Annotated in this window: 21 protein-coding genes and 1 tRNA gene; 19 read left to right on the top strand and 3 right to left on the bottom strand. The window is 68.2% G+C overall.

Annotated features, from left to right (window positions below; all coding sequences use genetic code 11):
• Window positions 1-168: 168 nt before the first annotated feature.
• The 5 genes from ACZ5MC_RS08770 to ACZ5MC_RS08750 are packed head-to-tail and all read left to right on the top strand — an operon-like array spanning window position 169 to window position 4,490.
• Window positions 169-1,740: an amino acid permease gene (locus ACZ5MC_RS08770; protein ID WP_464517547.1), complete on the top strand. Its 1,572-nt coding sequence runs from the start codon at window positions 169-171 to the stop codon at window positions 1,738-1,740.
• Window positions 1,733-2,434: a 2OG-Fe dioxygenase family protein gene (locus ACZ5MC_RS08765; protein ID WP_306599950.1), complete on the top strand. Its 702-nt coding sequence runs from the start codon at window positions 1,733-1,735 to the stop codon at window positions 2,432-2,434. The genes ACZ5MC_RS08770 and ACZ5MC_RS08765 overlap by 8 nt, the downstream gene beginning before the upstream one ends.
• Window positions 2,418-3,479: an aminotransferase class I/II-fold pyridoxal phosphate-dependent enzyme gene (locus tag ACZ5MC_RS08760; RefSeq protein WP_306599949.1), complete on the top strand. Its 1,062-nt coding sequence runs from the start codon at window positions 2,418-2,420 to the stop codon at window positions 3,477-3,479. Before ACZ5MC_RS08765 ends, ACZ5MC_RS08760 begins: the two co-directional genes overlap by 17 nt.
• Complete coding sequence (locus ACZ5MC_RS08755) at window positions 3,397-4,167, top strand: AzlC family ABC transporter permease (RefSeq protein ID WP_306599948.1); 771 nt, start codon at window positions 3,397-3,399, stop codon at window positions 4,165-4,167. The genes ACZ5MC_RS08760 and ACZ5MC_RS08755 overlap by 83 nt, the downstream gene beginning before the upstream one ends.
• Entirely contained in the window at window positions 4,155-4,490 is a 336-nt protein-coding gene (locus ACZ5MC_RS08750; protein ID WP_306599947.1) for a branched-chain amino acid transporter permease, read from the top strand. The genes ACZ5MC_RS08755 and ACZ5MC_RS08750 overlap by 13 nt, the downstream gene beginning before the upstream one ends.
• A 50-nt stretch (window positions 4,491-4,540) precedes the next feature.
• Here ACZ5MC_RS08750 and ACZ5MC_RS08745 read toward each other — a convergent pair whose 3' ends face one another.
• Together ACZ5MC_RS08745 and ACZ5MC_RS08740 are read right to left on the bottom strand one after the other, a co-directional pair.
• Window positions 4,541-6,607, bottom strand: coding sequence for a hypothetical protein (locus ACZ5MC_RS08745; protein WP_464517546.1), 2,067 nt, complete (start codon window positions 6,605-6,607; stop codon window positions 4,541-4,543).
• Between the two features lie 35 nt (window positions 6,608-6,642).
• Window positions 6,643-7,158, bottom strand: coding sequence for a hypothetical protein (locus ACZ5MC_RS08740; protein WP_306599945.1), 516 nt, complete (start codon window positions 7,156-7,158; stop codon window positions 6,643-6,645).
• 347 nt (window positions 7,159-7,505) lie between these two features.
• Here ACZ5MC_RS08740 and ACZ5MC_RS08735 point away from each other — a divergent pair, with 347 nt between their 5' ends.
• A complete protein-coding gene (locus tag ACZ5MC_RS08735; RefSeq protein WP_464517545.1) occupies window positions 7,506-8,495 on the top strand; it encodes a cation diffusion facilitator family transporter in 990 nt (329 codons plus the stop codon).
• On the opposite strand, the gene ACZ5MC_RS08730 is transcribed toward ACZ5MC_RS08735, so the two are convergent.
• Window positions 8,492-9,559, bottom strand: coding sequence for a hypothetical protein (locus tag ACZ5MC_RS08730; protein ID WP_306599943.1), 1,068 nt, complete (start codon window positions 9,557-9,559; stop codon window positions 8,492-8,494). The two genes, ACZ5MC_RS08735 and ACZ5MC_RS08730, sit on opposite strands and share 4 nt — an antisense overlap.
• Before the next feature lie 153 nt (window positions 9,560-9,712).
• Here ACZ5MC_RS08730 and flhA point away from each other — a divergent pair, with 153 nt between their 5' ends.
• From flhA to ACZ5MC_RS08665, 13 genes are all read left to right on the top strand, one after another.
• On the top strand, window positions 9,713-11,797 hold the full coding sequence (gene flhA, locus ACZ5MC_RS08725) for a flagellar biosynthesis protein FlhA (RefSeq protein ID WP_306599942.1): 2,085 nt from the start codon (window positions 9,713-9,715) through the stop codon (window positions 11,795-11,797).
• 31 nt (window positions 11,798-11,828) lie between these two features.
• A complete protein-coding gene (gene flhF, locus ACZ5MC_RS08720; protein WP_306599941.1) occupies window positions 11,829-13,100 on the top strand; it encodes a flagellar biosynthesis protein FlhF in 1,272 nt (423 codons plus the stop codon).
• 25 nt (window positions 13,101-13,125) lie between these two features.
• Window positions 13,126-13,989, top strand: coding sequence for a MinD/ParA family protein (locus ACZ5MC_RS08715; RefSeq protein WP_306599940.1), 864 nt, complete (start codon window positions 13,126-13,128; stop codon window positions 13,987-13,989).
• Window positions 13,990-14,057: 68 nt separating this feature from the next.
• On the top strand, window positions 14,058-14,834 hold the full coding sequence (locus tag ACZ5MC_RS08710) for a FliA/WhiG family RNA polymerase sigma factor (protein WP_306599939.1): 777 nt from the start codon (window positions 14,058-14,060) through the stop codon (window positions 14,832-14,834).
• A 12-nt stretch (window positions 14,835-14,846) separates the two neighbouring features.
• A complete protein-coding gene (gene fliM, locus ACZ5MC_RS08705) occupies window positions 14,847-15,872 on the top strand; it encodes a flagellar motor switch protein FliM (RefSeq protein ID WP_306599938.1) in 1,026 nt (341 codons plus the stop codon).
• 1 nt (window position 15,873) lies between these two features.
• Complete coding sequence (gene fliN / locus ACZ5MC_RS08700) at window positions 15,874-16,848, top strand: flagellar motor switch protein FliN (RefSeq protein ID WP_306599937.1); 975 nt, start codon at window positions 15,874-15,876, stop codon at window positions 16,846-16,848.
• A gap of 126 nt (window positions 16,849-16,974) precedes the next feature.
• A complete protein-coding gene (glmS, locus tag ACZ5MC_RS08695; RefSeq protein ID WP_464517544.1) occupies window positions 16,975-18,807 on the top strand; it encodes a glutamine--fructose-6-phosphate transaminase (isomerizing) in 1,833 nt (610 codons plus the stop codon).
• Between the two features lie 19 nt (window positions 18,808-18,826).
• A complete protein-coding gene (locus tag ACZ5MC_RS08690) occupies window positions 18,827-19,375 on the top strand; it encodes a hypothetical protein (protein ID WP_464517543.1) in 549 nt (182 codons plus the stop codon).
• Window positions 19,376-19,388: 13 nt separating this feature from the next.
• Window positions 19,389-19,464, top strand: a tRNA-Val gene (locus ACZ5MC_RS08685).
• Window positions 19,465-19,893: 429 nt separating this feature from the next.
• Window positions 19,894-21,090, top strand: coding sequence for a diaminopropionate ammonia-lyase (locus tag ACZ5MC_RS08680; RefSeq protein WP_306599933.1), 1,197 nt, complete (start codon window positions 19,894-19,896; stop codon window positions 21,088-21,090).
• 69 nt (window positions 21,091-21,159) lie between these two features.
• Window positions 21,160-21,648, top strand: a complete 489-nt coding sequence (locus tag ACZ5MC_RS08675) for a GreA/GreB family elongation factor (protein ID WP_464517542.1) — start codon at window positions 21,160-21,162, stop codon at window positions 21,646-21,648.
• 238 nt (window positions 21,649-21,886) lie between these two features.
• Window positions 21,887-24,952 carry a hypothetical protein gene (locus ACZ5MC_RS08670; RefSeq protein WP_464517541.1) on the top strand — a complete coding sequence of 1,022 codons (3,066 nt, stop codon included), beginning with the start codon at window positions 21,887-21,889 and terminating at the stop codon, window positions 24,950-24,952.
• Between the two features lie 157 nt (window positions 24,953-25,109).
• Window positions 25,110-26,138 (top strand): ketopantoate reductase family protein, encoded by a 1,029-nt coding sequence (locus ACZ5MC_RS08665; protein ID WP_306599930.1) that lies wholly within the window; start codon window positions 25,110-25,112, stop codon window positions 26,136-26,138.
• The last annotated feature ends 16 nt before the right edge of the window (window positions 26,139-26,154 follow it).

Genomic DNA, 26,154 nt, shown 5'->3' with positions numbered 1-26,154 from the left:
GATCACATTATTATTTTATTAAATATTTCAACGAAACATCGATTCTGGATGGTGCATCAACTTTCCAGGATGCGCTCCTTGGCGTTGTCCAGCGTCATTCGCATAAGCTGAGTCGAAGCACATACTTATCCATCAGTGTCACGGCATGCCTTCGTCACGGGGGTGCATATGAAAAATCTATTCATCAAGAAGCCCATTTCAAATTCAAAGGTTGATATTGAACCATATTGTGACAATACCCATGGCACCAAAACGTTGAAACGCTCACTCGGTCCTTTTAATTTAGCAATGATCGGCATTGGGGCCATCGTTGGGGCTGGAATATTCACGATGACGGGAGCTGGCGCCGCCTACTATGCGGGGCCCGCCATAGCCTATAGTTTCGTGCTGGCGGGCCTGCTCTGTTTCCTCTCCGGGCTCTGCTATTCCGAAATGGCGGCGATGCTGCCGGTTTCCGGCTCCGCCTACACCTACTCGTATGCCACGATGGGCGAATTCATGGCCTGGATCATCGGGTGGGATTTGATCCTAGAATACACCTTCGGCGCTGTCATTGTCGGCCATGCCTGGGGCGGGTATTTCTTGTCGCTCTTGGAAAAGCAATTCGCCGTGCACCTTTCGGACGGCCTGCTGGCCTTCACCAGGGGGCCCTGGGAGAGTCTCCTCCTTGCCGATGGCTCTACCCTGCACGGCATCTGGAATGCGCCCGGGTCGATCGTCGTCCTGATGGTGGGGGCTGTCGTCTATCGCGGCCTGAAGGAATCCACGTTTGCGAACAACCTGATGGTGTGTACCAAGATTGCGGTGATTCTAGGCTTCGTGTTGACCGGGTGGTCGGTGATGGACGCGACCCTCTGGAAGGCGAATCCCCAAGCGGTTGGCTTCCTCCAGTTCATCCCCCTTGAAGGCTCCATCCTGAAGAACGGCCGGGAAGTGAGCGGCTACGGATGGCCTGGAGTGCTTGCCGGAACGGGAGTCGTCTTCCTCGCATACATCGGCTTCGATATTGTCGCGACCTCCGCCCAGGAATGCAGAAACCCGTCCAGGGATATCCCCCGTGGAATCATCGCGTCCCTGGCCGTGTGCACCGGGCTCTATGTGCTGGTTTCCCTCGTTCTCACAGGCGTGGTGTCCTACAAGCTGCTGGGTATTTCCGACCCCATTGCCCTGGGCATCGACCGCATCGTGGCACTGCACGGCTGGTCCCCGGAGATGCGGAAACTCATCGGTGTCCTGGTGAAATTGGGCGCCCTTGCGGGCCTGACCTCCGTGCTGATCACGTTCATTTATGGACAGAGCCGGATCTTCTACGCGATGGGGAAGGACGGCCTGCTGCCCTGGTTCGACCGCCTTCACACCAGTCATGCAACCCCCCATGTGGCAATCTCCACCGCAACCCTGGCCATTGCTTTGGGAGCCGGCATCCTTCCACTGAGCCTGGTGGGGGAACTCGTTTCCATCGGCACCCTCCTGGCGTTCATGATCGTTTGCCTGGGCATTCCCGTCCTGAGGGTGACCAGCCCTCATGCAGCGCGGCCGTTCCGGACACCCCTGCCCTGGCTTGTGGGCCCCCTCGGGGCGCTGGCCTGCATCTGGGTCATGTCGGCCTTGCCCGTGGACGCCTGGATCCGTTTGGCTCTGTGGCTGGCAATCGGGATCGTCATCTATTTCAGATACGGAATGCGGAACAGCAAACTCCGGAATTCTTCCCGACCAAGCGCCGGAGGCGGCGATGACTGACTGGAACAACACGATATTGCAATGCCTCCAGCTGGATCCCGCAAAAACCCGCTTCCAGGTTTGGCCCGTGGGCGAGGTACCGGAGTCGGTCAAGCGCAGTTTCGACGAGCTTCCCGCGGACGCCTATCTGGATGCCCCGAGGGCTTACCGGTTCAGGAGCTACGGCTGCGGCGAAGTGGAGGATGGCCGGTTTTCATACCTCGGCGCGCCGCCATTCATCCAGGACCCGCGCTACAACGTATTCAAGGGCGGCGTGCACAGAACTTTCGGGCCGCTCTCAAGTCAGGTCAAACGATATTTGGAAACGACCCTGCTGAAGAAGATCTTCCTTCCCATTCTTCCTCCCGCCCCCGGGTACGACGTCGGCATCCATCAGATCAGGGTCATCGCCGGTCCGTCCCTGGTGGGCCTGCCTGCTCCCGAAGGCGTTCACCAGGACGGGTTCGACTTCGTTTCGATCCTGATGGTCGGCGTCGAGAACGGGATGGGCGCCAAATGCATGCTTTACGATCTGCAGGACAACGAGAGGATCGTTCTGGAAGCCACCATCCCGGAAAATACGCTTTTCATCTTCAACGACCGTACCTACAAACACTACACCACGGCCTTGACCCCCATGCGCTCGGGGCCGGCCAGGCGTGACGTGTTCATCTTCACCATTTCCCGAAGGATGCTCCATGGCCAAGCCGTCTGAGTACGCCATTCAGAGCTGGCTGTTTGAAGTGGCCCTGGGCAACTTCGACATCGACCTGGGCGAAAGCGGCATTCAATGTCGCCACCTTGAGGAACTGCGCCAAGCTCCGACGCAGGCCTTGGACTATGCCCCGGACCGGGGCCAGGCCACCTTGAGGGAGGAGGTTGCCCTCCTCTATTCGGTGGATCCGTCCCAGGTCCTCATCACCCACGGTGCCCAGGAGGGGCTCTTCCTTTTCTACTGCAGCCTGCTTGGCTCCGGCGACCACGTGGTGACCACGATGCCAGGTTGGCAGCAGTCCTGGGAAATCCCTCGCTGGCTCGGAGCGGACATCTCCACCCTTCGTTTCGGACGGGACCAGGGGTTCCGCTTCGATTTGGCTCAGCTGCGCAGGAGCATACGCAGGAACACGAATCTCCTCGTGCTGAATTTCCCCAATAACCCTATCGGTTGCGATCTTACGGAGGAGGAGTGGAAGGAGGTGGGAGCGTTGGCAGAGGAGCATGGGCTGAGCGTGATGAATGACGAGGAATACGCTAGCAATTATGCGAAATCCATCATTCACCGGATGCCCCGCGCTTCGGCGGTTTCAGGTCTTTCCAAGATATACGGCTTCCCTGGCCTTCGAATCGGGTGGCTCATTTCGGATTCTGCCACGATTCAGGCCGCCACCAATATGAAGCGGTACACCACGGTGTGCAATGCCTCCCTGTGCGAGCAGCTGGGACTTCAGGTGCTTAAGAAGAGGGCTATGTTTCTGGAGACCTACCAGACCTTGAACCGGGAGGGTCTGGCAATCCTGAAGGATTGGCTTGTGGACCACCCCAACCTCAGGCTTTCCGTTCCTCGAGGCACGCCCTTCGCTTACCTGACGGTCCCCCCGTCTGTGGACAGTGCCTGTCTGGCACGCAGACTCCTATACGAACAACGGACGTTGGTGATGCCAGGTGAAGTGTTCATGGATGAGCATGCCCTTCGCCTTACGTTCGGAAGATCGGCGGCCATTCTCAGGCGGGGGCTTCAGGCCCTGGCAAGGGTACTTTGACGCCATGTGCGGCCTTCGTCCTGTCCTCAAGACTGCTTTCCAGGATTCTGTTCCTGTCTTTTTCGGTTACGTTCCACTTGGCATCGTCTTCGGCCTCCTCCTGGTGGGCCACGGTCATCCCTGGGTGCTGGCCCCCTTGATGAGCACGTTCGCCTACGCTGGCACCACCCAACTCGTGGCCATCGGGATGATCGACCGGAATGCCTCACTATTGGCCCTTTTCTCGGCCATCGCCATCATCGACCTCCGCCATATCTTCTATTCCCTCTCAGTGGCGGAACGCTTTCCTGTCCGGTGGCGCAGAAAGTGGTATCTCACCCATGGCCTCACCGACGAGACCTATTCCATTCTTACCTCCCGTCCGCCTCTGCCCGAAAACGATGCGGAGTATTGCCTGTTCCTTACCCTCCTCAACCACCTCTACTGGATCGGCGGCACGACCCTGGGCGCGCTGTTCGGGACGCTGGTGAAGGTGGAGATCCCTGCCCTCCGGTTTGTGCTGACCGCCCTCTTCCTGGTTCTTACCCTGGAGCAGTGGCAGGCAAGCAGATCCCGGTATCCCTTCCTGGCCGCCCTCCTGGCGGGGGGCCTCGCCTTGGCCATGTGCAGAAAGCAGCTGCTTCTTCTTTCCCTGCTCATCGCGACAATCCTCCTGCTTATGGAAAGGGAAGAACCATGCGCTACCTGATCGGCGGCCTAGGTGTCATGTTCCTCACAACGGCGCTGACCCGGACCCTGCCTTTCCTCCTCGCTGCGCGCCTGGGAGCGAGGCCTCGGCTCAGAAACCTGGGCCGAAAACTCCCGGCGGCCATCATGGTGCTGTTGAGCCTGCAAAGCCTCAGCGAAGTGGACTATTTGAGGTATCCCCATGGGCTGCCCGAAATCCTGGCGTCGGGAGTCGTGCTGGCCGTCCATGGCCTGGGTAGGAACAGTCTCCTGAGTATTTCCGTGGGCACCCTCGCCTATGCCCTTTGTTCACAGTTTGTCTTCGTTCCGCCCATCGCCCCGTGATGACAGATTGAGGGGGTCATGGGCAAGGGCCCCGGAGGCCGCAGGGCCGTTTAGCGCCTGGAGACGGTTCCCGACGCGGTGTTGTTGGCGCACCAGATGTTGGCGCCGTCGAACGCGATGCCCGACACGCCCAGGCCCGCCGGGACGGTGGCCGCCAGACTGGCGTCGGCGACCTTGATCTTGCCCATGGTGTTGCCGCTTGCCACCCAGAGGTGGACGCCGTCGAAGGCCATCGAGGTGGGAGTGTTGATCCCGGTGCAGGTGGCGGCGACGGTGCCGTCGGCGACGTTGAGCTTCTTCACCGAACTCGGCACGGAGCCCGAGCCCAGGAGCGAAACCCAGATGTTGGAGCCGTCGAAGGCCACGGCGACCGGGAAGGCGCCGTTCTCCCAGTCCTGGTCCATGGAGCCCACCGTGTAGGTCGCCACGATGGCCGGATTGGCCACGTTGATCCGCGTGACGGTTATGTCGTTCGAATTGGCGGTCCAGATGCTGGTGCCGTCGAAGGCCATGGAGATGGGCCCCTGGCCCACCAGGTAGGCTCCAAGCTGGCTGCCGTTGGACACATCGACCCGGTAGACGTACCCGTCGATGCTGGCGACCCAAAGGACCGTCCCGTCGAAGGCCACCGCGAAGGCGTTGTCGGTCCCGATCTTGTAGGAGCCGAGCACGGTGCCGTCGACGCCGCTGAATTTCGTCAGGTTGGTGGTGGCGCTCCCCAGCAGGCTGCAGACCCAGACGTTGACGCCGTCGAAGGCCACGCCGGTGGGGCAGTTGCCCGGAATCGCATAGGTGCCGAGCACCGCCCCGGTGGCCGTCAGGATCCGGGTCACGTTGTTGCTGGAGTAGTTCCCGACCCACATGCTCCGGCCATCGAACGCCAGCGCCACGGGATGGGAGCCCACCGCGATCGCGGGAAAGGTGGTGTTGGCGCCGTACCAGGCGAGCGTGGCGATCTGCAGCGGCGACCGCGTGGCCGAGCTACCGCCACCGGAACTGCCCGCCGGCCCCGCAGGCCCCTGGATGCCCTGGGGCCCGGTCGCGCCCGTTGCGCCGGCCGGCCCGGTAAGCCCCTGGGGTCCGATGCTGCCAGGCGCACCGGCCGCACCGGCAGGTCCGGCAGGTCCCTGGAGTCCGGTCGCGCCGGCTGGGCCCGCGGGTCCGGCCGAGCCTGTCAGGCCGATGGGTCCCTGGGGTCCCATCGCCCCCGTCAGACCCGCTGCGCCCTGAGGACCGGCGGCACCGGTTGCGCCCGCGGGCCCGGCCGGACCCGTCAGACCGACGGGCCCCTGTGCGCCGACGGAACCGGTGGCGCCCGTCAGACCGATGGGTCCCTGTGGGCCGACGGAACCGGTGGCGCCCGGCAGGCCAATGGAACCCTGTGGGCCGACGGGACCGGTGGCGCCCGTCAGACCGATGGGCCCCTGCGTGCCGGCGGGGCCGGTGGCGCCCGTCGGACCGATGGGCCCCTGCGCGCCGGTGGGACCGGCGACGCCCGTCAGGCCGATGGGCCCCTGGAGGCCGGTGGGACCCGCCGTGCCCGCGGGGCCCTCGGGCCCCTGGGCTCCGGAGGGGCCGGCGATGCCCGCAAGGCTCGACGGAGCCCAACGGGTGCCGTCGAACACAAGCGACTGGCCGGGGACGGGGGCCGCCGTGGTCAGGTCCAGGGGGTAGCCCTGGAGGCCCGTCACCTGCGTCTGCCCCTGGGTTCCCGTGAGGTCCCCGGCAAAGGCGCCGGTGACTTCCCAGGCGCTGCGCGCCTGGAAGCCGGGGATGATGTCCACGTCGGGGGTGAGGGCCAGGCCGGAGAGGGTGACATGGAGCTTCAGGCCGGCCCGGCCCAGGATCTCGGCGGGCATGGGGGGCATGCCCGCGGAACCCAGCACCGCGGAATAGAGGCCGACGTTCACGGCGAGGGTCTGGGGGCCCGAATGCCACACCGGGCTTCCCGCCGCATCCAGGATGGTGAAGGTGAAGCTCCGGTCCCCGGTCACGGGCGCCGCGCCTTCCAGGAGCCGGCCCTGGTAGGCCAGGGTGGGCGGCGGGGCCGGATCGGCGGCGAGTGCGGGAGCGGCGAGGAGGATGGCGAGGAGGGGGGTTCGGAGGGCGTATCGCAAGGGGGGCACCTTCAAGGGGGAGGTCGGGACGACGTTCAAAGGCCGGGAGGCAGGAAACCGTGGCGCACCTGCACGGCCGGGTCGGCGCTGACGGCGTTGGTGACCGGAACGACTTCGCCCACCAGCGCGGCGTTGGCGGCGCCGGTGCCGGGCTGGGTCTGCCCCTGGCCCGAGGCCTGCTCCTGGCCCGGGGTGGAGGTGGCCGGAGCCGGGGGCGGGAGGATCGTCACGTTGGCCGTGGCGCGGTAGGGGGCCTCCAGGCCGTAGCTGACACGGACGGTGCACGCCCCGGGGGCGCCGGCGGCGGTGAAGGCGCCGGTGGGCGAGATGAGGCCGGCGGACGGAGGCTCCACGGACCAGGTGGCCACGGCTCCCGGCGGCAGGGCGGCGGAGAACTGCACCGACTGGCCCACGGCCAGGATGGGGGAAGACGGCGCCAGGACCAGGGCCGCCGGCGCCTGCGGGGAGCTCCTCCGGGAGCCTCCGCACCCCGCTGCGAGAAGGAGGGCCAGGGCCAGCCAGGAAAGGGAACGGGGACGGCAGGTGGACACGAGGGGGCTCCCTGTGGCTGATCACTCGGCTGACCACGCCGGGACTCCGGCGGGGATGGGGATCCGTCATTCGGGCCCACGAAGGCTGCCCTAGACCGAACCTTGAAAAGCGTATCGGCAATTGAGACTCATTACGTAATGTATTTTCAAAATTCCAGAGAGGCGCCGGAAGGCGGATCGGCCCCTTGAGAAAGGACGGGAAAACCCGTCGCGAGGAATGAGTCTCAACAAGGTTCAATCGCCTGGAAACGAAGCCGGAGCCCCGGCCTGCGGAGGAGACAGTTGCCCCCCCTTCCCCCTGGCTCCATCATGGGAACCAAGGCCCGTTCCAGGGCCGAGAGGCCCGCATGAACGAAGAAGCCCATTCCCAGAGAGCCCGGATCCGCGTCTCGACGCTGTCCATCACCGCGGGTCTCTTCATCCTCGGCCTGAAATACTACGCCTTCCACATCTCCCATTCCGCCGCCCTGAAGTCCGATGCCATCGAGAACGTGGTCAACGTGGTGGCCGCCGTGTTCGCCCTGGGCGCCATCATCTTCGCGGGCAAGCCGGCGGACAGGGAGCACCCCTACGGCCACGGCAAGATCGAGCACTTCTCCGCGGCCTTCGAGGGCGGCATGATCAGCCTCGCGGCGGTGCTCATCGGCTACGAGGCCGTGCACTCCCTGGTGGACCGCCCCCCCCTGGAGCACCTGGGCAAGGGCATGGCCATCAACTTCGCCGCCGGCGTGCTCAACGGGGCGCTGGGGCTGTACCTCATCCACTGCGGCAGGAAGCAGCGCTCCCTGGCCCTGGAGGCCGACGGCCACCACGTCCTTTCCGACTTCTACACCACCGTGGGCCTGGGCATCGGCCTGTTCCTGGTGGCCCTCACGGGCTGGCAGTGGCTGGACGCGGTCATCGCCCTGGGCGTGGGCGGGCTCCTGGCCTGGACCGGCTTCAAGCTGGTGCGCTCCTCCAGCGCGGCCCTGCTCGACACCGAGGACCCCGATCTCCTGGACAAGCTGGTGGCGGCCATCAACCGGATCCGCCCCGACGACATCCTGGCCATCCACGAGCTGCGCACCATGCGCTCGGGCCGCTACATCCACGTGGACATCCACATGGTGGTGCCCGAGTTCTACGGCATCGCCCAGAGCCACGACCTGGCCGACGCCTTCGCGAAGTCCGTGGTGCGCGAGGCTGGCATCGAGGGCGAGCTCCACACCCACGTGGACCCTTGCCAGCGGGCCCTGTGCGACCACTGCTCAGTGGAGCCCTGCCCCATCCGGCAGCACAGCCAGGAGCGGACCCTGCCCATCACGACGGAGGAGGCGGTCGCGGCGGGCCCCGTCTAGCTGACCGGCACCGTGAGCCTGGCCTGGAAGGAATCCCCCGCCTCGTTGGTGATCTCGCACACCAGCTCCAGCTTCGGCCCGTCCCCGGCCTCGAAGACCACCAGGGGCGCGTCGGCTCCCGAGGTGATGGTTCCGCCCGTGACCTTCCACGCATAGCGGCACCCGGCCTGCTCCACGACGCTGGCCCGAAGGGCCTTGGCGCCCGGAGCGACCTTGCCGGGGCCCTTCACGGCGCCTGCGGGGGCGGCCACGACCTTCACGGGCACGGTGGCCTTGATGGCGGGATCGTCCTTGGAGCGCACCTGGACCGTGTAGGCGCCGGGCTTGCCGGGGGCGCGGTACCTGCCCGAGGCGTCCACCGTGCCGCCGCCGGCCTCCAGCACCGACCACTGCACCTCCCCGGTGGCGCCGCCCTCCAGGGTGAACCCGAGCTTCGTGCTGGCCCCGGCGGTCACGGTGACGGAGGCGGGCGTGACCGACAGGTCCACCCCGGGCGACAGGGGCAGTTCCAGGGAGGCCGTGAGCCCCTGGCCGGCGGCGTTGACCACCCGGCAGGAAAGGACGGCCCTGGGCCCGGAGCCGGCGTCGAAGGCCACCGTGGCGCCGCGGGCGCCGCCCTTGAGGACCCCGCCCTCCACCTTCCATTCGTAGGTGGCCCCCTCCTGCGCCGGCACCGAGGCGCGCACGTCGCGGGCGCCGGCCATCACCCTCGCGGGGGCCGTCACGGGGCCCCGGGGGGGAGGCACCACCTTGACCGTGGCCGAGGCCGTGCGGCCCCCGTAGGCCCTGGCCACCACCGTGGCCGTGCCCGGCTCGGCGGGCGCCGTGAAGTGCCCGGAGGCGTCCACGGAGCCGCCCTGGGCCTCCCAGGCCACCGCGGGCCTGGAACCGTCCTGGGCCCGGGCTTTGAAGTCCGTCCCCTGACCCGCGGTCACCGCCACGGAGGCCGGTTCCACCACCAGGGGCGAGGGGGCCATGGGGGACACGGGCGCGATGGCCTTGGGCTCGACGCAGCCCAGGACCAGGAGGAGGCAGGCCGGGATCAGAAGGGTGGAATGAGCCATGTGCGTCTCCCCAGGAATGCCCCCAGTCTACCAAAGCCAAGGTTCCGCACCGGCCCCCGGGGGGCCCCGGGCCGCCCCTGAAGGTCAACACCTTCATTTTCCAACACTTGAACGGTTGGCATCCCTTTCGCTCCCCGGTATCCCGGTGTCAACATGCTGACCTTCCTGGACAGGCTCCTTCCGTATATCACCCGCCTCTCGAAGCGGGCGGACCTGGCCACGCCCGTTTTCGTCCTCATCGTCATGGTCGTCATGATCCTGCCCCTGCCGGCGTTCGTGATCGACATCCTGATCGTCTTCAACATCACCATGTCCCTCCTGATCCTCATGGTGGGCATGTATGTGGCCAAGCCCCAGGAATTCAACGCCTACCCCTCCATCCTGCTGATCATCACCCTGTTCCGGCTGGCCCTGAACGTGGCCACCACGCGGCGGATCCTCCTCTACGGCGGCGAGCAGGGGCCCGAAGCGGCCGGGCACATGGTGCAGGCCTTCGGCCAGTTCGTGGTGGGCGGCAGCTACATCATCGGCCTGGTGGTGTTCCTCATCCTCCTGGCCATCCAGTTCCTGGTCATCAACCACGGCTCCGGCCGCATCGCCGAAGTCACCGCCCGGTTCACCCTGGACGCCATGCCCGGCAAGCAGATGGCCATCGACGCCGACCTGAACGCCGGCTACATCGACGAGGTGGAGGCCCGCAAGCGCCGCAGGGAACTGGGCGAGGAGGCCAACTTCTACGGGGCCATGGACGGCGCCGTGAAGTTCACGCAGCGGGACGCCGTGGCGGCCCTGCTCATCCTGGCGGTGAACATCATCGCCGGCATCCTCATCGGCATCCTCAAGTACAACCTGCCCGTCCTGCAGTCCATGGAGACCTTCACCCTCCTGACCGTGGGCGACGGCCTGGTGACGGCGGTGCCCAGCCTCCTCATCTCCGTGGGCGGCGCCATCCTCACCACCCGCAGCGGCTCCCAGTCCCCCAACCTCGGCACCGAGGTCATGGGCCAGCTGGGCATGGACTACCGGCCCCTGGCCATCGCGGCGTCGGTGCTGTTCCTGTTCGGGGCGGTGCCGGGCCTGCCCCTGGTCCCCTTCTGGATCATGGGGATCATCTTCGGCATCATGGCCTACGCCACCCGGAAGTTCGCCGCCCAGCGCCTGGAGGCCAAGGCCGAACCCAAGGAGAAGGCCAAGGCCGAGGCCCCCGAGCGCGTGGAGTCCCTCCTCAAGGTGGACCCCCTGGGCCTGGAGGTGGGCTACGGCCTCATCAGCCTCCTGGACGTGAACCAGGGCGGCACGGTGCTCGAGCGCATCAAGGCCCTGCGCCGCCAGATGGCCCAGGAACTGGGCATCGTCGTGCCCCCCATCCGCATCCGGGACAACCTCCAGCTCCCCGCCAACACCTACCGGGTCCAGCTGCGGGGCGAGGAGATCGCCCGCAGCGAGGTCACCCCCGGGGCCTTCCTGGCCATGAACCCGGGCACCGCCACCGGCGACGTCCAGGGCACGGCCACCACCGAGCCCGCCTTCGGGCTCCCCGCCTTCTGGATCCAGGAGGCCCAGCGCGACCACGCCCAGCTCATGGGCTACACCGTGGTGGACCCGGCCACCGTCATCACCACCCACCTCTCCGAGCTCATCAAGCAGCAGGCCCCGGAACTGGTGGGACGCCCCGAACTGCAGCAGCTCCTGGACAACCTCAAGGAGACCACCCCCAAGCTCGTGGAGGAGCTGGTGCCCAACGTGGTGCCCGTGGGCGTGCTCCTGAAGGTCGTCCAGAACCTCCTGCGCGAGCGGGTCCCCGTGCGGGACCTGGGCCGGATCCTCGAGGCCTGCGCCGACGCCATCCCCATCACCCGCGACCCCCTGACGCTCACCGAGTACGTGCGCCAGCACCTGGGGCGCTCGCTCACCACGCCCCACATCTCCGAGAACAACGAGCTGGGCGTGCTGATGCTGGACCCCCAGCTGGAGCAGACCATCCAGTCCGGCATCGAGACCACGGACCGGGGCAGCTTCCTCGCCCTGGACCCCGGGCGGCTCCAGGAGATCCTCGGCCGCATCTCCACGGGCATCACCAACCTCCTGCCAGGAGCCCAGCCCGTGCTCCTCACCAATCCCGTCGTGCGGCCCCACCTGCGCCGCCTGCTGGAGCGGGCCCTGCCCCACCTGGTCGTCCTGAGCCACAGCGAGATCCCCATGGACGTGCGCGTGGTCAACCTCGGGACGGTCTCATGACGCCACCCACCCCCCCTCATCGGACGGACCCATGCGTGTGAAGACTTTCGAAGCCGCTTCCATGCAGGAGGCCCTCGCCGTCGTCAAGCGCGACATGGGCGAGGAGGCCTTCATCCTCTCCACCCGCACCAAGCGGCGGAAGTCGCTCATGGGCGAGGAGACTTACATCGAGGTCACCGCCGCCGTGGACGAGCAGCCCGCGGCCGCCAACGGCACCTACGGCCTCCGGGATCCCCTGGCCAGCCGTCCCGCGGAGGCTCCGAAACCCCTCCAGGTGAAGGCCCCGCCCCCCCCGGCCCCCGCGCCCGCCCCGGCCCCCCCGCCCCCCATGGACCTCCAGCCCCTGCGCCGGGAGCTCCTGGAGATCAAGGGCGCCGTGGAGGCCCTCAAGGACGTGGAGAACAGGAACACCTCCATCCTGCGCGAACTGGACCTCATGAAGGCCCAGCTCACCCGCATCCAGAAGCAGGGCATGCCCCAGTCCCAGCTGCAGCTCCCCCAGACCCTGCTGGAACTGTACGGGGACCTGGTGGCCAACGACGTGGACCCCTTCATCGCCCTGCGCCTTTGCGAATACACCCAGCGCACGCTCCTGGACCAGGACGGGGAGAACCCCCTGGACCCCGAGAAGGCGCGGATCTTCATGCGGCGGATCATTTCCGACTTCATCCCGGTGGCCCCGCCCATCCAGCTGGAATCCGGCAAGACCCGCGTGGTGGCCCTGGTGGGGCCCACCGGCGTGGGCAAGACCACCACCATCGCCAAGCTCGCCGCCTACGCCAAGCTCGAGCTCAAGCAGAAGGTGGCCCTGCTCACCCTGGACACCTTCCGCATCGCCGCCGTCGACCAGCTCCACCAGTACGCCGAGATCCTCCAGGTGCCGCTCCACGTGGCGCTCACGGTGGAGGACCTCAAGAGCGCCCTGCGCTTCTACCAGGACCGCACCCTGGTGCTCATCGACACCCCGGGCCACAGCCCCAAGGACGCCGAGATGATGGCCCAGCTGCGCCGCTTCCTGGACGAGCTCCCCGACGTGGAGGTGCACCTGGTCCTGTCGGCCACCACCAAGCCCCGGGACCTGGCCGACATCGCCCAGCGCTTCGAATCCCTCAAGCCCACGCGCCTCGTGTTCACCAAGCTGGACGAGACGAGCACCCTGGGGCCGCTGCTCAGCACCCTGGTGCGGGTCAAGCGCCCCCTGAGCTACCTGGGCACGGGCCAGGAGGTCCCCCAGGACCTCGAGATGGCCACCAGCCGCCGCCTGGCGGACCTGATCCTCCCCCTGCCCCAGCCGGCCTGCTAATCATGTTCGAAATCCTGGCGGTAAAATGAACGATCAAGCCAACCGACTTCGCGCCCTCTCCCGCAACCAGCCCGCAGCCGGCACCCTCTTCGGCTCAAGGGTGATGGCCATCGCCTCCGGCAAGGGCGGCGTGGGCAAGACCAACGTGGTCGCCGGCCTCGCCATGTCCCTGGCCCAGATGGGCCAGCGCGTGGTGGTGCTGGACGCCGACTTCGGCCTGGCCAACCTGGACATCCTGCTGGGGCTCAGTCCCCAGTGGACCCTGGAGCACGTGCTCCGCGGCGAAAAGATCCTGGAGGAGATCCTCCTGGACGGCCCCTTCGGCATCCGCATCATCCCGGCCTCCAGCGGCATCCAGGAACTCACCCGCCTGGACGCGGCGGCCGAGCTGCGCCTGGTGCAGGGCCTCCAGCGGGTGTCCCAGGGCATCGACTGGCTGCTCATCGACACCGCCGCCGGCATTCATGATTCAGTGATAAAGCTCCTCATGGCCGCCCAGGAGGTGCTCCTGGTGACCACCCCCGAACCCACCGCCCTGGTGGACGCCTACGCCATGGTCAAGACCGTCCACCTGCGCGACCCCCACAAGCCCCTCTGGCTCCTGGTGAACAACGCCCAGAACGCCGAGGAGGCCGAGGAAACGATCGAGCAGCTCCAGGCCGCCACCCGCCGTTTCCTGAGCCGGGACCTGCAGGTCCTGGGCATGGTGCCCACCGATCCCTTCATGCTCCAGTCCGTGCGCCAGCAGCGCTGCGTGGCCGACCTCTACCCCCAGGCCCCCTCTTCCCAGGCCTTCCTCGGCGCGGCACAGCAGTTGCAACAGAAGATCCCCTTACAAAAAGAGGGATTTGCTGCATTCTGGAAAGGCCTTAGCGCAGAGGAGCCATGACGGAGGGAAGCCAGGGAGGAAAGGGCCCCGAGGCCAGAAAGCCCCCATCGCCCGTAGCCCGGGCGGCCATGAACGCCTATGGCCGCAACACCCCGCCGCCGCCGCCCAAGCCCGAGCTCCCCGACGCCGAGCCGGACTTCCAGGACCGCGAGTTCCTCATCACGGAATGCCTGCCCCTGGTGAAGTTCGTGGCCCACCGCATCTCCAGCCGCCTGCCCTCCCACGTGGAGATGGACGACCTCATCCACTCCGGCATCCTGGGGCTCATGGACGCCGTGCGCAAGTTCGAGCCCGACCGCAACGTCAAGTTCAAGACCTACGCCGAGCAGCGCATCCGCGGCGCCATCCTGGACGGCCTGCGGGACCTGGACTGGGTTCCGCGCAGCCTTCGCCGGAAGAAGAAGGACATCGAGACCGCCTACCACCTCCTGGAGCAGCAGCACGGCAGGGCCGCCACCGACGAGGAGGTGGCCGCGCACCTGGGCCTGGCCCTGGAGGATCTCCACCACAGCCTGGACGAGCTCAAGGGCGTGACCCTGGGCGCCTTCGTGGACGCCGGCGAGAACGGCGAGGGCGAGAACCTCATCAGCTTCGTGCCCGACCCGGACGGGGAGAACCCCCACATCCTCCTGCAGGCCCGGGAGGTGAGACTGCTTCTCAAGTCCGCCGTGGACCGCCTTCCCACCAAGGAGCGGTTCGTGGTGCAGCTGTACTACTTCGAGGAACTGACGATGAAGGAAATCGGCACGCTCCTCAACATCACCGAGAGTCGGGTATCGCAATTGCATACCAAGTCCATGCTCCGGCTGCGGGGCAAGCTGAAAGAACGGCGCATCGATGGTTGAATGGACTGACAAATGGCCAAGATACTAAGCCAGGAAGAGGTAGATGCCCTCCTGAAGTCCCACGCCAAGGGGGCCAAGGCGCCTGCACCCGCTGCCGCGTCCGCGGAGCGTCCCTCGGCCGGACCCGCCCCCCAGAAGGCAAAAAAAGCCCAGCCCCAGAAGAAGGTCAGCCTCTACAACTTCCGCCGCCCCGACCGGGTGAGCCGGGAGCAGATGCGCAGCCTGCACTTCATGCACGACCGGTTCGCCCGGAACTTCTCCAGCTCCCTTTCCGCCTACCTGCGCACCATCACCGAAGTGAACCTGGTCTCCGTGGAGCAGCTGAGCTACCAGGAGTTCCTCCTCTCGGTGCCCGACCCCACCTGCTTCAACGCCATCTCCATCCGCCCCCTGGAGGGCGCCTTCGCGCTGGAGGTGAACCCCCAGCTGGTCTTCCCCATCATCGACAAGATGCTGGGCGGCCCCGGCGACCCCCTGAAGAACCTGCGCACCATGACCGACATCGAGCAGTCCATCTTCGACGGCGTGCTCAAGCTGGCCCTGGACGACCTGCGCGAGGCCTGGCGGGGCATCATCGACCTGGACTTCAAGATCCAGGCCCGGGAGACCAGCCCCCAGCTCATCCAGATCGTGGCCCCCAACGAGGTCGTGCTGCTGGTGGTCTTCGAGGTGAAGATGGGCACGGTGGTGGGCATGATCAACCTGGCCATCCCCTCCATCATCCTGGAGCCCGTGGCCAACAAGTTCGACCAGGAGATGTACACGGGCTACAAGAAGTCCGGCACCTTCGAGGAGGCCCGCCTCCTCATGGAGAGCATGAAGAAGTGCGACATGGCCGTGGCGGCCGAGATCCGCGGCACCAACCTGCGCCTCTCGGAGATCCTCGCCCTGCAGGAGGGCGACCTCATCCCCCTGACCAAGCGCTTCGACGCCATGCTCGACCTCACCGTGGACGGCATTCCCCGCTTCCACGGCTACGTGGCCCTGAACTCAAACCAGAAGCGGGTGTTCCAAGTGACCGCAAGCAAGGAGGGATGACATGGATCCCGTGATGTCCGACCTCGACCAGAAGATCGGCGGGTGCTTCTCCGAAAGCATGTCGAGCGTGTTCTCCATGCTCACGGGCCGGGAGTTCGCCATCAAGCCGCAGGACGGCAACACCCTGGACCACGTGGGCGTCTCGGTGCTCCACTCGGCCACGGTGGTGTACGTGAAGGCCCACTACACCAAGGGCATGACCGGCACCCTGCTCTTCGCCCTCCCCCTCAAGGAGGGCACCATGCTGGTGGACCTCATGCTGGGCGGGGACGGCACCCCTTCCACCGAGCTCGCCGGCGACAGCCGCGACGCCCTGGCCGAGACCTTCAACCAGATCATGGGCTCGGCCAACCAGGCCCTCTCCGACCTGGCCGGGGAGACGCTCTCCATCTCCAACGTCGAGATCTTCTCCGCCGAGGGCGGCGATTCCTCCGGCCTGGAGGAGATCATGGGCCCCGGCCCCTTCTACGACCTGCCCCTGGAGACGAGCCAGGAGAGCCTGGGCACCGTCATCCACCTCCTGATCCCCGACCTGCTCATCCAGCAGATCAAGCGCAAGCTGGGCATCGGCGAGGCCCCGGCGGCCCCGGCCCCGGCCGCCCCCGAAGCCCCCGCGCCCGCCGCGGCCGCCCCCGCCCCCCGGGCCACCGGCGGCACCGTCCCCGTCGCCGCCCCCGCCGCCGGCCCCCCCCAGCGCCAGGCCTCCACCGTCGACACCGGCAACCTGGACCTGCTCCTGGACATCGAACTGCCCCTCATGGTCCGCATGGGCCAGACCGAGATGCAGCTGGGAGAGCTCCTCAAGCTCACCCCCGGCTCCATCCTCGAGCTGAACCGCGCCGCCGACGCCCCCGTGGAGCTGCTGGTGAACAGCAAGCTCATCGCCCGGGGCGAGGTGGTGGTGGTGGATGGCAACTTCGCGTTCCGGATCACCGAGATCGAGAGCACGGACGCCCGGATCCGGAGCCTGGTCTAGGAAAGGCCGGGTGTGGCGATTCCGCCACACCCTCTGCCACACCCCCCGCCACGCCCTGTGGGCAAACGAACCACATTGGCAAATTCCCGCAAATGGTCTTTACTTGGGTCTGACCCAGGAGCTCCCATGTGCGGAATCGTCGGATACATCGGCAGCGAAGGCGCGGCGCCCATCCTCGTCGAGGGCCTCAAGAGCCTCGAATACCGCGGGTATGACAGCGCCGGCATCGCGCTCGCCCCCGGCGGCGGCGAGTTCCGCATCACCCGGGCCTCGGGCAAATTGCGCAACCTCCAGAACCGGGTCGACATGAAGGACCCCGCCACGACGGGCATCGGCCACACCCGCTGGGCCACCCACGGCCGGCCCACGGAGGAGAACGCCCATCCCCACCGCAGCGCCGACGGCCAGGTGGTGGCGGTGCACAACGGGATCTTCGAGAACTTCCTGGAACTGCGCGCCGAGCTGAAGGCCGCGGGCCAGACCTTCGTCACGGAGACCGACACGGAGTGCTTCCCCGTCATGGTCTCCCAGATCATGAAGACCCAGCCCGAATTCAAGGAGGCCTTCCGCCAGGCGGTGGGGCGCATGCACGGCATCTACGCCATCGCCTGCCTCCACGCCACCGAGCCCGGGCGCATCCTCGTGGCCCGCAGCGGCCCCCCCCTCGTCATCGGCCTGGCCGAGGGCGAGAACTTCATCGCCTCCGACGTCATCCCCCTGCTCCGCCACACCCGCCGGGTGATCTACCTGGAGGACGGCGACCTGGCCGAGGTCACCAAGGACGCCGTCACCGTCTTCCGCCTGGACGGGACCGCCGTGGAGCGCCCCGTCTTCGTGGTGCCCTACGACCCCGTGGCCGCCGAGAAGGGCGGATTCAAGCACTTCATGCAGAAGGAGATCTTCGAGCAGCCCCTGGCCATCTCCAACACCCTCCTGGACCGGCTGCCCCTGGACGGCGGCGGCGTGCCGCTGGACCTGCCCTACTCCGACGAGGAGCTGAAAGGCTTCCAGCGCATCACCATCCTCGCCTGCGGCACCAGCCGCCACGCGGGCCTGGTGGGGCAGTTCTACCTGGAGCAGCTGGCGCGCATCGGCGTCGAGGTGGACTACGGCTCCGAGTACCGCTACCGGGACCCCGTCGTCATGGCCAACACGCTGGCCATCGGCATCACGCAGAGCGGCGAGACCGCCGACACCCTGGCCGCCATGAAGGAGGCGGCCTCGCGCGGCGCCCGCGGCATGGCCATCTGCAACGTCCAGGGCTCCACCGCCGCGCGCCTGGCCGAGGCCACCCTCCTCACCCACGCCGGCCCCGAGATCGGCGTGGCCTCCACCAAGGCCTTCACCACCCAGCTGGTGGTCCTGCTCCTCCTGGCCCTGCGCCTGGGCGAGGCCCGGGGCACCCTGGACCCCGCGGTGCGCGCGGAAATCATCCAGGCCCTCCGCGAACTCCCCGCCCTGCTGGAGCGGGTGGCCTCCACGGAAAAGCAGATCCACCAGTGGGCCCAGAAGTGGCACGAGGCCACCGATTTCCTCTACCTGGGCCGGGGCCCCCTCTACCCCATCGCCCTGGAGGGCGCCCTGAAGCTCAAGGAGCTCTCCTACATCCATGCCGAGGGCTACCCCGCCGGCGAGATGAAGCACGGCCCCATCGCCCTCATCGACCGCCACCTGCCCATCGTGGCCCTCATGCCCCGGGACGCCCACCGGGAGAAGGTCCTCTCCAACCTGCAGGAGGCCGCCGCCCGCGACGGCCGCATCCTGGCCCTGGTGGAGGAGGGCGACACCGGCCTGGACCACATCGCCGAGGACGTGCTGCACCTCCCCAAGGTCAACCCCTGGCTCGCGCCCATCCTCTACGTGGTCCCGCTCCAGCTCCTCAGCTACCACATCGCCGTCATCCGCGGCTGCGACGTGGACCAGCCCCGCAACCTCGCCAAGAGCGTCACGGTGGAGTGATCACCGGGTATCCTGGATCATGCCCGCAGTATCCGCCCCCAAGCGCAACGTGGCCCTGGTCCTCCTCTGGACCGTGGTGCTCCTCATGGGCTGGCTCATGGCCGTGCAACTGGCCCTCATCGCCTTCGCCCACCAGGGCGAGTGGCAGTGGCCCGACGTCTACCAGGCCGAGGTGGTGGAAGTCTTCAAGGACACGTCCAACGCCTTCACCCGGGACGTCTACGTCACCATCGACGGCGAGCTGGAGACCATCACCCTCCCCAAGCCCGACGCCGCCCGCCTCCAGCCCCACGACACCATCCGGGTCCTGGACAACTTCTACGCCACCCCCCTGCGCCCCGCCCAGTTCATCCTCACCCCCGGCCGCGTCCTGAGCGAATACCCCGAGATCCTGCTCCTCCTGGCCCTCCTGGCCATCCAGCTCCTCCGCCGCTCCAAATGGGGCCTCATCCCCGACCCTCCCCCCGTCCCCGAAGCCGACAAGAAAGTCTTCCGCGACACCTTCCACCAGCGCGCCCAGCGCCACGGCGAGAACCCCTCGACAAAAGGCCCGGATGCGCTAGAATGAAGCTTCGTCATTTTGGCGCGTAGCTCAGGGGTTAGAGCACTACCTTGACACGGTAGGGGTCGGTGGTTCGATTCCACTCGCGCCAACCAGCTAACAGAACGACACAGGCCACTTCGGGTGGCCTGTGTTTTTGTCCGCCCCTCGGAAAGGGAATGTCTGCCTGACAGTCCGGCCCTGAAACCGGTCGATACTCCGCGCCGGATCAAGCCGTGGCGTGCCTCAACGGGAACCTGGCATCGGCAGACTCCTGACCGGGATCGAAGTTCCCAACCGGAGGAGCGGCACCTCGCGTGCCTTGTCCTCCTGCGAGCAAACGGACCTTGGGTCGAGGACGTCTGAAAAGGTAAGACCTGATCAAACGCTGGGATCCCCTGCCCCCTCCGGGTCATGCTAGTTCTATATCTAGAAATAATTTGAGTTAAAATTAATGATTAAAAATTTTTACACCTGTGAAATTTTTTGATGATCCTGCTATCCTCTATTGTGCAAACGGCCTTTCACCTTCCAGGGGAGTTCCCATGACGATCGACACCGCACTCGAGGCCACCCTCCTCCAGAACCCGATGTTCGATCCCGACAAGCGCTGGCCGGCGCCGGATCCGTCCGTCTGGGCCTTCCACCGCAGGATGCCGGCCTACATGGCCACGACCCTCTACGACTGTCCGCTGCTGGCGGCCAAGTACGGGGTCGGCCGGGTGCTGGTGAAGGCGGAATCCCACCGCCTCGGCCTCCCCAGCTTCAAGATCCTGGGCGCCTCCTGGGCGACGTACCGCGCCATCTGCGATCATCTCGGCTTCGAACCGGAACCCTGGCCGAACATCAACGATCTGGCCAGGCGGCTGGGCTACCTCAAGCCCTTCAGCCTGGCGGCGGCCACCGACGGCAACCATGGCCGGGCCGTGGCCTTCATGGCGCGCCTGCTGGGGTTCTCCTGCAGGATCTTCGTGCCGGAGGGCACGGTCCCGGCGCGCATCCACGCCATCCAGAACGAAGGCGCCGAGGTGATCGTGGTCCAGGGCGACTACGACGCGGCGGTGGCCCGTTCGGCGAAGGAGGCCTCCGCCAACTGCCTGGTCATTTCGGACACCTCCTGGCCCGGGTACGACACCACGCCCCGCCGGGTGGTGGACGGCTACACGACGATCTTCTCGGAGATCGACCGGACCCTCCTGGCCGCCGGCGCCAGGCAGCCCGACGTGGTCATCGTCCCCGTGGGCGTGGGAGCGTTCATGTCCGCCACGGTGAGCTGGTTCCGGAGCCGCGACTGGAAGGGCGCCATCGTGGGGGTGGAGCCCGCGGACGCCAACTGCGTGCAGGTTTCCGCCAGGGCCGGGAAGATGACGCCCGTCCCCGGACCGCACCGCTCCATCATGGTGGGCCTCAACTGCGGCCTGCCGTCCCAGGTGGCCTGGCCCCGGGTGTCCACGGGGGTGGACTGGATGGTCTCCATCGACGACGAACGCGCCCGCCAGGGCATGCGGGAACTGGCCGAAAGCGGCGTGGTGGCCGGCGAGACGGGCTCGGCCTCCCTGGGCGCCCTGGCGGCCCTCAGCGAGGACGCCTCCACCCAGGCCTTCCGCGCCGCGGGCCTGCTCGGCCCGGACGCCACGGTCCTGCTGCTGGTCACCGAAGGCGCCACGGACCGCGGCAACTACCAGTCCATCGTCGGCAAGGCCCCCGAGGAAGTGGGCACGATCCTTACCGTAGCCCGCTGACAGCGCCCATCAGGGGAACCTGCTTAAATGAATCCGCAGGGCTGGCGTCCCCGGTCCCGGAGGGTGGTTGTGAACCGAGCCTTCATGAAGGATCCCGACGACGCGGCCCGCCCGGAGGTGCTGCCCGAGCGGCCCCAGAGCCCCCACCCCAACTACGTCACGCCCGCGGGACTCCAGCGGCTGCAGGTCCAGGCGGCGGACTTGGCGGCCCGTCTGCAGGAGATCGGCCCTTCCGCGGATCCGCACGAACGGGCGCTCCTGCAGCGGGACCTGCGCTGGGTGGAGGGGCGTCTGCAGCGGGCCATCCTGGTGGATCCCGCGGTCCAGGCGCCGGACCGGGTCCGCTTCGGGATGACCGTGGAGGTCCGCCACGAGGATGGCAGCACCGAAGCGCTCACCATCGTGGGGGAGGACGAGGCCGAGCCGGGCACCGGCCGCATCAGCTGGTTGTCGCCGCTGGCGGTGGCGCTCCTGGATGCCGGGCCCGGCGACGAGGTGACCTGGCAGCGGCCTGCGGGGAGGACCCGCCTGGAGATCCTGGGCGTGCGAAGCTCCTGACCGGCCGTCACCCGCCGACGGCCATGATCCCGGTCGAACGGCCCGCCTGGAGACCACCTGGCCCCGGGCGGGAGGACCTTGAATACAAACCGGCTCCAGCCTGACGGCGGTGTCGGCGCCCCCACCCCATCCCGGTGGAGGACGGACCTATATTCCTTGAAACATCCCAAAAGCGGTCCTACAGTACCCCCGCCCCAACCTACAGTTCGTTGGCTTGCTTGCTTTCTGGGAGGTGCCCATGGCCCTTCAAAGGCTTGGACTCCGGACGCGGTTCGCCCTTCTCGCCCTCCTGACGGCCCTGGCCGCCGGCTGCGGAGGCGGCTCGGGGGGCGCCCCGGCGGCCCCCGCCGACCCCACGATCACGGCCTTCTCCGCCACCCCGGCCATCCTGACCCGGGGCGGCACGGTGGACCTGACCGCCGCCTACCGCGACGGCACCGGCACCGTGGACCACGGCGTGGGCGCCCTGGCCAGCGCCGCGGTGGCCCACGCGACCCCCCTGGAGGCCACCACCTACACGCTGACGGTCACGGGCAACGGCAAATCCGTGACCCGGACCGCGCAGGTGGACGTGGTCGCGCCACCGGTCCTGCCGGTGGTGCAGGCCACGGCCCAGGCCACCGAGGGCCAGACGGCCCTGGCCGCCTCCGTGCCGGCCCAGAGCGGGTGCACGTTCGCCTGGACCCTGACTTCGGGGACCCTCACGGCCGGCCAGGGCACCGCGCAGATCACCTTCACCGCCGGGGCCGCCGGCAGCCTGGGGATCTCCTGCGTGGCCACCAACGCCGCCGGCACCGCCTCCGAGGCGGGGACCGCCACCTGCACCGTGGTCGCCGCGCCCCGCGTGGCCTCCTTCGAGGCGACGCCGGCCATCCTGACCCTGGGCGACACCTGCAGCCTCACCGCCCGGTTCAGTGGCGGCACGGCCGTGCTGCAACCCGGGGCCGTCGCCCTGGTCAGCGGCCTGGCCATCCAGGTGGCACCCGCCGAGGCGACCCACTTCGTGGTCACCGTCACCAACCCGCTCGGCATCAGCACCTCCCTGGGACTGGACGTCCAGGTGGTGGCGCCGCCCGCGATCACCGCCTTCTCGGTGGAGGGGGACTGGCGCCCCATGGCCCAGGGCCTCACGCTCACCGCCACCTTCAGCGGCGGCGCGGGGGTGGTCCGGCCCGGGAACCGGCCGATCCTGAGCGGCACGCCCCTTGCCTGGACGGGCCCGATGCCCGATCGCTTCGAACTGGCCGTCACCAACGCCGCCGGCCGCACCGCAACCAACCGGGTGCAGGCCCGGCCGCGCCGGGCGGTGGCCCTGGCCCGGAACAGCTCCTGGATGCTCAAGGACGACGGGACCCTGTGGGTCTGCGGCCAGAACGCAGCCCAGATCCCCATGGGCTATCCGGACTGGACGCCGGACTCCTCGGTACCCACCCGGAACGCCGCCCTCAGCGGCGTGGTGAGCCTTGCCGGCAGCAGCACCGAGGCCCTGGCCCTGAAGGCCGACGGCACCGTCTGGCATCTTGCGGCCAACGCCACCTTCCCGGCGGCCCAGATCACGGGCCTGCCCTTCATCACCTCCATCGCCGGCTGCAACACGCACAGCCTCGCCCTGGCCGCCAACGGCACGCTCTGGGCATGGGGCTACAACTTCACCGGGCAGCTGGGGGATGGCACCACCACGGACCGCACCACGCCGGCCCAGGTGGCCGGCCTCCCCGCCATCGTGGGCTTCCACGCCGGGGACAACTGCAGCTTCGCCTTCGGGGCGGACGGGTCGGTCTGGGGCTGGGGCAGCAACTACAACGGGCAACTGGCCCGGAATTCGGCGGCCGACGTGCTCGCCCCGGTGCAGCTCCCGGGCCTGCCCTTTCCGGCCTCCCTGGCCTCCACCAGCCAGGGCACCTTCGCCCTGGACTTCGAGGGGCGCCTTTGGGCCTGGGGCAGCTTCCACGGAAACTCCAGCTATGCGACCGTCACCCGGCAGCCGGACCTTCCCGGCGCGGTGCGCCTGATCTCCGCGCCCGGCTCCGTCGCCGCCCTGGCGCTGGACGGCACCCTCTGGACCTGGGGCCGGAACGGCTCGGGCTGCCTCGGCACCGGGGACCTCCTGGAGCGGACGTCCGCGTTCAAGGTCCCTCTGGGTCCGGCGCTGGATCTGGCCACCGACGGCGGATCCACCCTCGCGCTCCTCCAGGACGGCACCTTCTGGACCTGGGGCTCCAACACCTCCGGCCAGCTGGGCGACGCCTTCCCCCTGGACCGCACCAGCCCGGCCGCCCTGGCCGTATCCAGCCCCCTGGTCGCCCTGGCTGCCTCCACCTACGCCACCGCCGCCGTGACGGCCGATGGGGGGCTCTGGCTCTGGGGCCAGGATTCCCGGACCACGGCCTATCCCTACCTGGCCACGCCCACCGCCGCTCCGGGTTTCGCGCCCCTGGCCAGGCTGGCCCTGGGCGATTTCCAGGGTCTGGCCCAGCGCGTGGACGGCAGCCTCTGGCGCTGGGGCTGGACCAATCCGGCCTCCTCGAGGGACGGCGCCTCCGCGCAGGCGCAGGTGACCGGCCTGGGGCCCGTGGCCGGGATCACGGCCGCCGGCTCGTCGGCGTTCTTCGTGCTCCAGGACGGCACCCTCTGGGCCCAGGGCTACAACGGCTCCGGAAACCTGGGCGACGGTTCCACCACCACCCGGGCCACGCCCGTCCAGGTGACGGGGGTGACCGATGTGCGCAAGGTCGCCGCGAGCCCCTGGCACACCCTCGCCCTCGACGGAGCCGGCCGGGTCTGGTCCTGGGGCGACAACAGCTACGCCCAGCTGGGGGACGGCACCCTCACCGGCCGGACCTCCCCGGTCCTCGTCCCCGGCCTCGCCGGGGTGACCGCCCTCGGCGCCGGGGCGACCTTTTCCGCGGCCCTGCTGGCCGACGGCACCGTTTCCACCTGGGGCTGGCTGCCCACCCAGGCCTACCGGGCCCCGCCCGGCGTGCTCCCGGGCTCGGCCAACACGACGGGCCTCGCCGCCGGTCACCAGCACCTGCTGACCCTGCAAAGCGACGGGAGCGTGCGTTCCATCGGGTACGCCACGTACGGACAGACCGGCCAGGGCAACCGCGACGACCTGGCCGTCCTGACCGCGATCCCGGGCCTCACCGGGGTTCAGGGCATCGCGGCCGGGGAGTTCTCCTCCTTCGCCTGGGGCGCCACCTTCGCCAAGGGCTGGGGCGAGGACAGCTGGGGCAACCTGGGCCTGGGCCGCATCGTCCTGAGGGCCACGCCTGCGCGCATCGAGGGACATACGGGCTGGTGATCGCGAGGATCCCGGCAACCGCGGGGGTTCCACCGGAGGGCCGATTTCTCCCTTCCGGCAGGCCAGAGGTCTGCGAAACGCCTCGAACCGGGTTGCCCGGTCCGGCCGGCCACCCCATGCTGGCCTGCCAAGCCCGTCCCGGGCACCGGAGGCATCCATGCGGATCCTGATCGTAGGCCTCGGCGCGCTGGGCGGGGTCATCGCCACGCGCCTGCAGGCCGCCGGAATTCCCGTCCATCTGGCGGTGCGCAGCGCCGAGTCGGCGGCCCGGGTGAAGGCCGCCGGGCTCAGGGTGACGGGCGCGGGCGGGGAGGCCTCGGCCGCCGCGGCGGACGTGGCGCCCCTGGACGCCTATGCCGGCGCCGCGCCCTTCGACCTGATCCTCCTGGCCACCAAGGCCCAGGACGCGCTGGCCGCGGCGCCGGCCCTGCCCGGGCTGCTCGCCGCGGACGGCGCGATCCTGCCCATCCAGAACGGCTTCGTGCCCCAGATGGTCGCGGACCGCCTCGGGGATTCCCGGGTGGTCGGCGGCCTCTCGAACCTCGGCGCCACCATGAGGTCGCCGGGCGTCTACGAGCAGCGCAATGCCGGGCATCTGCTCATCGGCGAACGGGCCGGAGGGGAGGGTGACCGCACCGCGAGGATCGCCAGGACGCTGGGCCCCGGGATCGAGGTCCGCGTGACCCGGAACCTCCGGGGCGCCGTCTGGTCCAAGCTGCTCCTGAACTGTTCCGTGACGACCCTCGGCGCCGTCGCCGGGCTCACGATGCGCCGGTACCTCGCCCTTCCCGGAGGCCGGGACCTGTTCATCCGGACCTACGACGAGGCCCTTTCGGTGGCCCTGGCCAGCGGGGACCGGCCGGAACCGATGGTGGTCGAGCCCGTGCCCCCCGGATGGGACGGACGCAGCCGGCCCGGCCCGGAGTTCGAGGCCTGGCTGGAAGGGATCCTGGGCTTCTACGGGGATATCAAGGCTTCCATGCTCCAGGACTTCGAGCAGGGCAGGCCCACCGAGATCGATTTCATCAACGGCCACGTCGTGGCCGCGGGCCGCCGGCTGGGGCTGGCGACGCCGGTCAACGCGGCGATCACGGAAACGGTCCGCGCCATCACGCGCGGGGAGGCCGTCCCGGGTCCCGGGCTGCTGGCCGGGATCCGGGTCCGGCCCATCGGGACGTTTCCGTGAAGGAACCTCCTAGACT

Source organism: Mesoterricola sp. JemC181, assembly GCF_055384585.1.
Note: the sequence above shows the minus strand (reverse complement) of the source record. Positions and strands in the feature narration are given on the sequence as shown.